Genomic DNA, 10,855 nt, shown 5'->3' on the forward strand with positions numbered 1-10,855 from the left:
GCCAGCCCGTCGCCGGCTGTCACCGGGTTTGCCGTACCGCGTCCCACCCGGGCGCCGGTTTCACCGAATGCCCTCACCACCCGGGGATTGGGCCTTGACCTGTGAATTCGCTGTCAGAAAAGTGGCGTGTCCGCCGTGGCGGCAGCCGTTGGGACGCCGGTGTCGGCTCCTACTCGGGCACACCCGGATGACACTGTCCGCACCGGACTACCCCCGGTGTCGCATTCCTGTGGTACCGCTTGGGCGCTATCCCGGCGCCGCATCGACGCGACCAGGTAGTAGCGCGTATCCCTGGTGTCCGGGCCGAACACCGCGGCGACGCCGACCAGCAGCACGAATCCGACCAGCAGCGCGCACTCAGCCATGGCGCACCGCCGCCCGCACGCCGCCCGTCGACCCCGGTGACACGCACGCCGAGCCGGGACGGCCGACACCGGCGGCTCCGCGAAGCGGCGCGCCACCCCCGGCGATAGCGCTATTCTTATATCTCATGTCCAACGATAGCAGTATCGACCGGGTGGTGACAGAGCTTCATCGGCTCGTCGATGCCGGCACCGTCGGACAACGGCTGCCCAGCACGCGCACGCTCCAGGCCGGGCTGGGGGTCGGCCCGGTGACGGTCCAACGGGCGCTCGGCCGGCTGGTCGCCGAGGGGCGCCTGGTCACCCGGCCGGGCTCCGGCACGTTCATCGCGTCCCGGCACACCACCCGGACCGGCGACACCGACTGGCAGCAGGTCGCGCTCGGACCAAGCCCGGTGCATCCCTCCGGCATCGACCAGGTGGTCCATCTCGCCAACGCGCCCGGTCTCCAGCTCGGCGCCGGCTATCTGGACGCGGGCCTGCGCGCCGACGCCCGGCTGGCCACCGCCCTGGGTCGCGCCGCCCGCCGGCCGGACGCCTGGGCCAGCCCACCCGCGGCCGGACTCCCCGAACTGCGCAGCTGGTTCGGCCGTCAGCTGGGCGCCGACCCCGAACACGTCCTGATCACCTCGGGCAGTCAGAGCGCGCTGTCGGCGACGATGCGGGCGATCCTGCCCGCCGGCCACCCGGTGCTGTTCGCGACGCCGACCTATCCCGGTGCGCTCGCGGTGGCCCGCAGCGCCGGCCTCACCCCGATCTCGGTGCCCTGCGACCGCGACGGCATCCGCCCGGACCTGTTGCGTGACGCCTTCGCCCGCACATCCGCCCGGCTGCTGGTCATCCAACCCACCTACGCGAACCCGGGCGGCAGCGTGCTGGCCGCGCACCGGCGCGGCGAGATCCTCGACATCTGCCGGGTCGCCGGCGCCTTCGTCATCGAGGACGACTACGCCCGCTGGCTGGGCTTCGCCGGCGAGCAGACGCCGCCGCCGCTGTTCGTCGACGACGACCGCGGCCAGGTCATCACCATCGTCTCCCTGACCAAGATCCTCGCACCGAGCCTGCGGGTGAGTGCTGTGATCGCCCGCGGCCCGGTGATGAACCGGATCGGCGCGATGCGCATCGTCGACGACTTCTTCGTCTCCCGCCCCCTCCAGCACACCGTGATCGAACTGGTCAGCGGCCCCGGCTGGGCCGCGCAGCTGCGGGCCGTGGGCACCGCCCTGCGTGAGCGGGCGTCGGCCCTGGTCGCGGCGGTCGCCCACGAACTGCCCGACTGCGCGGCCACCCCACCACTCGGCGGCATCAGCATGTTCGTCGGCCTGCCCCGCGGTGTGGACGAGGGCGCGACCGTGGCCGCGGCGGCCCGGCTCGGCGTCGTGGTCGGCCACGGCCGGTACTTCACCATCGGCGAGCAGGAGACCGCCTACCTGCGGCTGTCCTATGCCGGCATCCGGGCGCAGGACATCCCGACCGCCGTGGCGCTGCTCGCCCGCGCCCTGCACGACAGGTCATGAGCCCTCGGCGGCCCGTGCGGGCCGCGCCGAGCCGACCAGATCACGCCACAGCACCGGCAGCGACAGCGTCACGACCACGACCAGCAGACCCGCCAGCACGAACGGCAGCCGGTGGTCGACGGCGAAGATCGCACCCGAGACCAGCGCCGCCAGCACGGTCGTCGCCGTGCGCACCGTCGCGAACAGGCCCTGGGCCCGACCGGTGGCTCCGCTGGCCGCCCCCTCCTGGGCCAGCAGCGACTGCTCGGCCGGATTGATCACGGCGAGGACGACGGCCTCCAGACAGCCGACGACGAGAATGATCGACAGCGAGTGCAGCATCGGGTAGCTGACCAGCGCGACCGAGCGCAGCAGGGCCGCGACCACGATCAGCGCCCGCCGGTCCAGCCGGTCGGCCAGCTGCCCCGCCGGCCAGGCGAACAGCAGGTACGGCAGTCCGAACAGGGTGAACGTCAAGCCCGTGAGCTCCACCGACACACCCTCGCGCCGCATCAGCAGGCTCCAGCAGGTCTCGTAGACCCCCGCCGCGAACCCGCCGCTCGCCCCGCACAGCAGCAGTCCGACCACCCCGGGCGTCAGCAGCCACGTCACTCCCGGCCGCCCAGGTCCCGGACGTCCCGGACGTCCCGACCCTGCCGCCGGCGTGATCATGCCCTCGGCGGCCAGGCCCTCGGTCGACGCCCGCACCGGCCCGGTTCGATCACCTGTCGTGCTCGCCAACGCCGCCGTTCCCGCGACCCCACGCGAACCGCCGGCGGACGGCAGCATCCACAGCACCGGTATCGACGCCAGCACCGCCGCAGCGCCCCCGGCGAGAAACAGCTCCCGCATGTGCTCGACCCCGGCGAATCCCCCCAGGACCGGACCAAGGGTCACACCCAGCAACTGGCCGGTGTACACGGCGCTGAACGCCCGCCCCCGGGCCGACGGCGCGACCTTCACCGCGACCGCGGTCAGCGTGGCGACCTCGAACGCACCGGCCCCGGCACCCTGCAGCACCCGCAGCGCCGAGGACGCGAGCACCCCCTCGGTCACGAACAGCCCCGCGCAGCCGGCCGCGTAGGTGGCCAGTCCCGCCAGCAGCACCGGCCGGTGGCCGTGGAGTCCGGCCAGCCGGCCAGCCACATACTGCGACAGCAGCGCCCCCAGAAAGAACGCCGACATCACGACGCCGACACCGGCGACGGAGACATCGTGATCGGCCAGATACAACGGCAGAATCGGAGCGATGGCGAAACCGCCGAGCCACTGCAACAGGGTCGATCCCGCCAGCACCCCGAGCAGTCGCCGCGAGGCGCCACCGCCGCTGTCCCCCGGCCGCGCCGACCCGCTCGTCCGCACCGGTTCGCCCGATTCGCCGCGTTCATCCGGTTCCGTGGTGCCCGCCCCGTCCACGCACTGGTCCTATCGTGCCCACAGATGCCTGGCAATCGGGATGTTCCGGGTGCGGCCCATACTGTCGGCCTGCCGGTGCGGATCACACCGACCCGCACCGGGAAAGGACACATCCATGAGCGGGACGCAACCCACACGGCGGGTACCTGACCTGAACGCTTCCGACCAGAGGCATGATCCGGCCGCGGCGCCGGCGAAGGACGCGCCTTTCGCGGCGAAACTGGCGTTCTACCGCGCGGAACACCGCAGCCGTGGCGTCAGGCTGACCCATCTGGTCGGCATTCCGACGGTCGCGTGCTCGTTGCCCCTTGTCCTGGCCCGGCCACGGATCGGGATACCCCTGTTCGCCGCGGGCTGGTCGTTACAGGTCGCCGGCCATGTGCTCTTCGAGCACAACCGCCCCGCCCTGACCCGCGGCCCGATCACCTACCAGCTGTGCGGGCTCGCCCACTGGTGCGAGGAGATCGGCGATCTCCTCGCCGGGCCTGCCCGCACCTCGGACGTCCGCGCCGCCTCGCCCGAGGCAGACGCGGGTGTCAGCGGCGGGTGAGCCGTCCGGCGGGCGGTTGAGGCTGGTGGGCGCCACCGCTACCCGCCGAACCCGAACCCGCGCCACCGGTGGGCACCGGGGCGGGGGCGATCCGGGTGACCTTGGGTTCGATACGCCGCAGCATGAGGGTGGTCAGGGCGAGGGCCACCACGCCGATCATGATGCCGAGCACGACGTCGGCGGTCCAGGTCGCGGTGGTGTGCTTCCACAGCTCGTCGGGTGGGTCGCTGCGCAGGGCGGGATTGCCCAGCTTGGCGACGGCGTTGAGGTCGTCGGTGCTGGCCAGGGCCGCGAAACCCCAGCGGGCGGGGGCGAGGAAGCTGAGCTGCTCGAAGACGAGCCGGTTGCTCATCGACGTCAGACCACCGGAGAAGACCAGCTGACCCATGGTGACCAGGACCAGGATCGGCATCGCCTTGTCGGCGTTGTCGATCAGACTGGACACGAACAGGCCGATCATCATCGAGGCCAGCGCCGCGACGATGACCGCGACCAGGCATTCCAGCAGCGGCGAGCCGAGGGCGACGGCCTCCGGTGGGGTTCGACCGGTGACCGCGATCAGGGTGAACACGACACACTGCGCGGTGGTGATCGCCGTCAACAGAATGATCTTTGAGCCGAGGTAGGCGGTCCGGGACAGACCGATCGTGCGTTCCCGCCGGTAGATCGGTCTTTCCTTGACGATTTCCCGGACGGCGTTCGCCATCCCCATGAAGCAGGCGCACAGCACCAGGACGACGAGTACCTTCGTCGCGTCGGTGTTGGGTGCCTGGGGCAGCGGGCCCAGCCCGTCCGGTGCTTTGAGCACCCGTGGAACGATGCCGAGGATGAACGGATAAGCGATGATCAGTCGCAGATAGGAGCGGTCGGCGAGCACGACCCGCCAGTATCGCCGGGTCAGGGTGTACAGCTGTGAGAACACCGGCTGTTGGCGGATGCTCGGCAGTTCCGGTGGGGCCCGGCGCACGGCAGGCGCCACCACCGCCGAGGGCACGAAGAACTCCGAGTCACGGAACCGGCGGGCCATCTCGGCACCGGGGGTGGCCTCGAGCTCGCGGAAGACCGCGGCGAACTCACGGAAGTCCTTCTTGCCGAAGAACCGCAGCGCCCCGTCAGCCGGGCCGAAATAGGCGACGTGACCGCCGGGTGCCAGGACCAGAATGAAGTCACACAGGTCCAGGAAAAGCACGCTGTGGGTGACGACGATGACGGTGCGGCCGGTCTCGTCGGCCGAGCCCTCACCGCCGCCCTTGGCCAGCCCCCGCAGGGTCTCCATGACCGACTGGTCGTTGGCCGGGTCGAGCCCGGAGGTGGGCTCGTCCAGGAACAGCAGGGACGGGCGGGTGAGCAGCTCCAACGCGACGCAGGTGCGCTTCTTCTGACCGCCCGAGAGCCGGCTGACCTGGGTGTCGGCGTGGGCGGTCAGGCCGAGCTGACCGATCACCTCCTCGACCCGGTCGCGCCGTTCCTGCGCGGTGGTGTCCTTGGGGAAGCGCAGCTCCGAGCCGTAGAGCAGCGCCTCGCGCACGGTGAGCTGGTCGTGCAGGGGGTCTGCCTGCGGGACGTAGCCGATGCGGCGACGCAGCTCGTCGTACTCGGCGTAGAGGTCACGTCCGGCGTAGCGGACGGCACCGCGGTCGGCGGGGCGGAAGCCGGTGAGGGCGTTGAGCAGGGTCGACTTGCCCGCCCCGCTCGGCCCGACGACCCCGAGCAACGAACGGCCGGGCAGCCGGAAGGTCAGGTCGTGCATGAGCTGCTTGGTGCCGGCGAACACCGACAGGTCCTGCACCTCGAAGGCGACGTCACCGGAGTCGACGTACTCGACGAGGGTGTCGCCCTCGAGCTGGAACAGGTGGTGGCCGACCGCGAGCACGTCGCGTTGCAGCACCGGTGCGCGGCCGACCCGCAGACCGTTGACGAACGTCCCGTTCGCCGAGTCGAGGTCGACGACCTCCACACCGCCGAGCGAGATCCGCAGTTCGGCGTGGTGGCGCGACGACAGCAGGTCAGCGACCATGATCTCGTTGTCGCGGGAGCGCCCCATCCGCATCCGGCCTGGCTTGAGGGGATGCACCCGCCGACGGGCGTGCACGACCGCGCTCTGAGTGGTCGCCGGATCCACCGACCAGCTCCCGGACGGCGGACTCGGCTGCGCACCCGGGCCCACGCCGGACGGCGAACCGGCGCCAGCACCCACGGACCCGCCCGCCCCCGCCGCACCGGGCGGGGCACTGACCGCCGTGACCGGCGTCGGCGGCACCTGGGTCGCCAGCGACCCCACGGCCGCCTCACCCGTGCCGCCCGGTGTGCCCGCGCCGCCCGTGGCGTTCATCCCGCGGGTCGGCACCGTCGGGGGGACGTTCGAACGCACCGGTGTCAGGACGACCTCGGGGCCGTCGGCCGCGCCCAGGCGCAGCCGCACCTCACCCGGGATCTCCACGTCGCCGACGCGGCGCCCGTCGCGCCACAGGCCGTTGGCGCTCACATCCTCGACCCGCCAACCGACCGGCGAGGGATGGAGCACGAAGTGCCGGCGTGACACTCGCCCATCATTGATCGTGATGTCGGCCGCGCGGGCCCGGCCGACAACGACAGAGGCGTCGCCGGCGAGAGTCACCTCCCCGGCCGGGGTGTTGACTCTGAGCGGGGTCGTCCCAGCCACGAACTTGTCTCCCTCGATCGCCAGACGCACCATAGTGTGCCTGGCCAAGGGCCTGGTTCCCGGCCCCTTGCAGGACATGTCCGAAAGTCGACCGACTCCGGACAGTCGCGGTCCGCTCAGAGCCTGCGGTAGCGAGCCTCGAAGAAAGAGTAGACGCCGAACAGAACGAGTCCCAGTGCGCACAGGGTCAGCAGCACCTGCCCGTAGGCCTGGTCACCGAGCGTCTTGAGGGTCCCGTCGAGCCCCTTGGCCTCCTTCGGGTCGAACTCGATCGCGGCCCGGGTGACGAACACTCCGGCCAGCCCGATGACCACGCCACGCACCACGTAGCCGACCATGCCGGCGGGCTTGGCGATCCGGTGCGCGATCCGACCCATCTCGCCGGTCTTGAGCTTCTCCTCGAACTTGCGCCCGACACCTCGGATGATCATGCCGATGCCGATGCCGACGACGACGACACCGACCGCGCCGACCAGGAACCGTCCGGCGTCGTTGCGCATGAGCCGCGCCGTCCACGGCGCCGGGTCGCCGGACCCGCCGCCCCCGGAGAGCAGGAAGTGGACGGTGCTGCCGGCGATGACCAGGTAGATGACGCCGCGGGCCACGCTGACCAGCCGTTTGGCGGTCCGCTTCTTCGCGTCGCGTTCGCCCTGCTCACCGACGGCGCCGTCCAGCAGCCGCCAGATCGCGTAGCCGAGGAAACCCAGGACCAGGATGACCAGCACCACCGAGCCGAACGGTTTGTCGCGGATCTCGCCGAGCGCGCCGGAGCGGTCGGTGCGGGCGCGGCTGAGCCCGAAGGCGACCTGGAGGGCGAGCACGCCGATGAGCAGGTAGACCAGCCCGCGTCCGGCGAGTCCGACCCGCGCGGCGAGGTCGAGCGTCCGTGAGTGTCGGGCATCGTTCGCCTTGCCCTTGACCTCGCCGGACACCCCGGCCGCCTGCACCGACACAGTGATCACTCCCTCGCGGTCCACTGGATCGGATGATCCGGTGGACCGATGCCCGCGCCCGTGCTGGTGAAACCGGGACGGATCAGCGGGTCGTCGCGGGGTGGATCAGGTAGCGGGCGAGCACCACGTCGTCGAGTTGGCGCACCTCGGCGAGCCGCATCCGGGCGCGGGCGTCACGCGGGAACCGCCCTGGCCCGACGAAGGCGGGGGCGTCCGCCTCACCGACGAACAACGGGGCGACCGCGAGGTGGAGCTCGTCGACCAGCCCGGCGGTGAGGAACGCGGTGTGCACCGAGGTGCCCCCCTCGACCAGCAGCCGCCGCACCCCCCGCCGCGCAAGATCATCCAACACTGCCGCGACGTCGATCAGCCCGGCGCGCCCCGCCAGGGCCGGCAGTTCCACCATCACCGTGCGCGACCCGTCTCGGCGCCCCGGCCGGTCGCCGGCAGGACGGTCGCCGGAGGTGTAGACGAGGACGTCCACCGGATCGGTATCGAACAGCCTGGCGGCGGGGTCGAGCGTGCCGGATCCGCACAGCACCACCTTGCGTGGCGTGGGCTCCAGCCCCGCGGCGACCCGCGCCGCACGCCGGACCTCGGATCGCACCGCGAGCCGCGGATCGTCGCGTCGGACCGTTCCCGCGCCGACCAGGATCGCGTCACAGCCGGCGCGGACCTCGTCGACACGGTCCAGGTCGGCGGGCCCGGACAGCATCAGCCGCCGGTCGGAACAGTCATCGATCCGACCGTCCACGGACATCGCACAGCTGCAGATGACATATGGCCGTTCGGCGGACCGGTTGTCCATGCGGCGCAGCATCGCATGTGGGGCGGGACTACCGTCATCACCTGTGCGGATCGCTACATGGAACATCAACTCGGCGAAGGCCCGGCAGGCCCGGCTGATCGAGTGGCTGGATCGCGCCGAACCGGACGTGGTGTGTCTCCAGGAGACCAAACTGTCGGACGAGGCCTTCCTCGAGCTGTTCGACGAGGATCTGTTCCGCCGCGGCTACCGCGCCGCCCACCATGGTGACGGCCGCTGGAACGGGGTCGCGATCCTGTCCCGCGGCACCCTCGACGACGTGGTGCGCGGCCTGCCGGGCGGACCGGGCTTCCCGGATCCCGAGCCGCGCGCGATCGCCGCGACCTGCGACGGGGTCCGGGTGTGGTCGCTGTACATCCCGAACGGACGCGCCGTCGACGACCCGCACTACGCCTACAAGCTGACCTGGCTCGCCGTGCTGCGCGACGTGGTCGCGGCCGAGGCCGCGCACGGCCCGCTGCTGGCACTGGGTGACTTCAACATCGCCCCCACCGACGTGGATGTCTGGGACCTCGCCCAGTTCGAGGGCTCCACCCATATCACCCCGGCGGAACGTGCCGCGCTCGCGGAGATCCTCGGCGTTCCCCTGGTGGACGTGCTGCGCGCCCGCTGGCCCGAGGACATCGTCTACACCTACTGGGACTACCGCCAGCTGGCCTTCCCGAAGAACAACGGCATGCGCATCGACCTCACCCTCGCGACCCCGGACGTGGCCGAGCGGGTCCGCGCCGTCTGGGTGGACCGGGCCGCCCGCAAGGGCACCGGCACCAGCGACCACGCGCCGGTCGTCGTCGACCTGGATCACGCCCCGGACGGGGACGTCGGCCCCATGGTGCCGCCGCCGTCCGCACGCACGTCGTCGGGTCGTGCCTCCTCCCGCGCATCGTCCGCCTCAGCCACGGGCGCACCGCGCCAACCCTGACCACGGGCGCACCGCGCCACTTCTGATCATGGGCGCACCGCGCCATCTCTGACCACGGGCGCACCGACGCACGTCGGGGTGTCGGGGTGCGCGGGGGTGTCGGGGTGCGCGGGCGGAACGCACCCCGACCGGCTTCTCATGCGCCCGCGGCATCCGTGGGCGCGTCCGACGCGGCATCCGGCCCGGTCGTGGCACTGCCCACGGCCAACGCCGGCTCGGCGGGCCGCTGCGCCGCCGTCGCCGCGGCGACGGCGATCCGCGTGGTCCTCGGTGCGACCGCCGCGCCCGCGAGCCGGACGGTCAGCACACCACGCTCGTATCCGGCCGAGATCCGGGACGCGTCAACCCGCTCGGGCAGACGGAACTCGCGGCGGAAGCTGCCGGACCACCGCTCCCGGTGCACCCGACCATCCCGCTCCTGCTCCTGATGCCCCTCCCGCTGACCGCGCACGACCAGACGGCCACGGTCGATCTCCACGACGACGTCGCGCTCCACGTCGATACCCGGCAGCTCGAGGTTGATCAGCACATCGTCGCCGTCGGCGACGACATCGGCGGACGGGACCGCCACCTCGGCGGGCACCGCTCGGCCGGTAGGCAGCGCCCGGCCGGCCGGCACCGGACGCCGGGTGCCCCACGCCCGCCGGACGATCTCCTCGAACTCCCGGTCCATCCGACCGAGCGCGGCAAACGGATCCCACAGGTAGGTGCTCACAGGACTCCCCTTCGTTGATCGACTCGCCGTTGACCAGCTCTCCGCTGATCGCCTCACCATGACCACGCCTCCGCGCTCATCCCTCCCTCATGGTTCATGAGTCTAGATGACTCAACATTACGTCAACAAGGGGGATCAGGAGTCCTGGACCCATCCATCGCGATCGCGGTGCTCCGCAAGACCGCGACCCGGCCACGACTCCTCACGAAACTGTCCAATACCCCCCAAAACCATCACAACCATCGCGCCGTCGCCACGGATTCCCCTCGGGCCCACGCCTCGTCGCCCCCACACGCGGACCCGCCGACCACCAGCCGCCGACCACCAGCCGCCGCCGACCAGCCGCCGCTCAGCGTCAGCGCGCCGGGCGCCATCGTTTGCCGTCTCGGCTCTCGGACGCGAGTGAGTGCCGCCGCACCGGGGCCCCCGAACGAGGGGCCGACCGGGGGCGAACAGCCCTCCCCACCCCTGCTGCGCTGGGATTGCGGGCCGTCCCGACCCGGACCTGCCCGCACCGCGGCGCACACCCGGACGAGGGCCTCCAGCCCGCACGACCCAAGCCCGCAGGCCCTTCCCCACCCCGACGCAGCCGCGCCCTCCAACCCAGGCCCACCGGGACGCCCGCCGCGACGCCGGTGGATCTCCTCCCGGCGCCGAGCGACCAGCGGGTCCGCCGGCCGCATTACCGACGCGTTGACCAATGTCGTGCCGTCGAATCGAGATTCATGTCGCTAAAGCGACAACAAACCAACCCTTCCGTCAGGGGCAAGGAGGGCCTGGATAGCTATGTCATAGGACCGTGATATAATGATCGACGCCAGCTGGAGGGGGGATCGTCAAGGTGGGCTGTTCGGGCCCGTGGAGCGGATCGTCCGGGTACGGCGCAGGTTTCCGTGGCGCGCTCGGCACGGTTTCGAAACCGTTTCACCCCTGGCCCAATGGCCGTAGGTTAA

The 10,855-nt window shown here is 71.5% G+C and carries 8 protein-coding genes; 3 read left to right on the forward strand and 5 right to left on the reverse strand.

Annotation, left to right across the window (positions count from 1 at the left end):
* The first annotated feature begins 520 nt into the window (after positions 1-520).
* Complete coding sequence (locus tag G6R24_RS13560) at positions 521-1,879, forward strand: aminotransferase-like domain-containing protein (protein ID WP_244957101.1); 1,359 nt, start codon at positions 521-523, stop codon at positions 1,877-1,879.
* Here the strand turns inward: G6R24_RS13560 and G6R24_RS13565 are convergent.
* Positions 1,874-3,274: an MFS transporter gene (locus G6R24_RS13565; RefSeq protein ID WP_163549614.1), complete on the reverse strand. Its 1,401-nt coding sequence runs from the start codon at positions 3,272-3,274 to the stop codon at positions 1,874-1,876. The genes G6R24_RS13560 and G6R24_RS13565 overlap by 6 nt on opposite strands.
* 115 nt (positions 3,275-3,389) lie before the next feature.
* Here G6R24_RS13565 and G6R24_RS13570 point away from each other — a divergent pair, with 115 nt between their 5' ends.
* Positions 3,390-3,824 (forward strand): DUF962 domain-containing protein, encoded by a 435-nt coding sequence (locus G6R24_RS13570; RefSeq protein ID WP_163549615.1) that lies wholly within the window; start codon positions 3,390-3,392, stop codon positions 3,822-3,824.
* Here the strand turns inward: G6R24_RS13570 and G6R24_RS13575 are convergent.
* The 3 genes from G6R24_RS13575 to G6R24_RS13585 form a co-directional block, all read right to left on the reverse strand.
* Complete coding sequence (locus tag G6R24_RS13575; protein WP_225438490.1) at positions 3,811-6,486, reverse strand: ATP-binding cassette domain-containing protein; 2,676 nt, start codon at positions 6,484-6,486, stop codon at positions 3,811-3,813. The two genes, G6R24_RS13570 and G6R24_RS13575, sit on opposite strands and share 14 nt — an antisense overlap.
* A 116-nt stretch (positions 6,487-6,602) precedes the next feature.
* Positions 6,603-7,439: a DUF1206 domain-containing protein gene (locus G6R24_RS13580; protein WP_163549616.1), complete on the reverse strand. Its 837-nt coding sequence runs from the start codon at positions 7,437-7,439 to the stop codon at positions 6,603-6,605.
* An 82-nt stretch (positions 7,440-7,521) separates the two neighbouring features.
* Complete coding sequence (locus G6R24_RS13585; protein ID WP_244957100.1) at positions 7,522-8,199, reverse strand: RibD family protein; 678 nt, start codon at positions 8,197-8,199, stop codon at positions 7,522-7,524.
* A 91-nt stretch (positions 8,200-8,290) separates the two neighbouring features.
* Between G6R24_RS13585 and G6R24_RS13590 the strand changes: the two genes are divergently transcribed.
* Entirely contained in the window at positions 8,291-9,187 is an 897-nt protein-coding gene (locus G6R24_RS13590; RefSeq protein ID WP_163549618.1) for an exodeoxyribonuclease III, read from the forward strand.
* Positions 9,188-9,323: 136 nt separating this feature from the next.
* Here G6R24_RS13590 and G6R24_RS13595 read toward each other — a convergent pair whose 3' ends face one another.
* Positions 9,324-9,902, reverse strand: a complete 579-nt coding sequence (locus tag G6R24_RS13595; protein WP_163549619.1) for an Hsp20/alpha crystallin family protein — start codon at positions 9,900-9,902, stop codon at positions 9,324-9,326.
* Positions 9,903-10,855: the final 953 nt, after the last annotated feature.

This window comes from Candidatus Frankia nodulisporulans, assembly GCF_902806475.1.
GTDB classification, from domain to species: domain Bacteria; phylum Actinomycetota; class Actinomycetes; order Frankiales; family Frankiaceae; genus Frankia; species Frankia umida.

Coding starts and splice junctions, on each gene's coding strand:
- G6R24_RS13585 (WP_244957100.1), bottom strand. CDS start 8,199: ATGTCCGTGGACGGTCGGATCGATGACTGTTCCGACCGGCGGCTGATG.
- G6R24_RS13570 (WP_163549615.1), top strand. CDS start 3,390: ATGAGCGGGACGCAACCCACACGGCGGGTACCTGACCTGAACGCTTCC.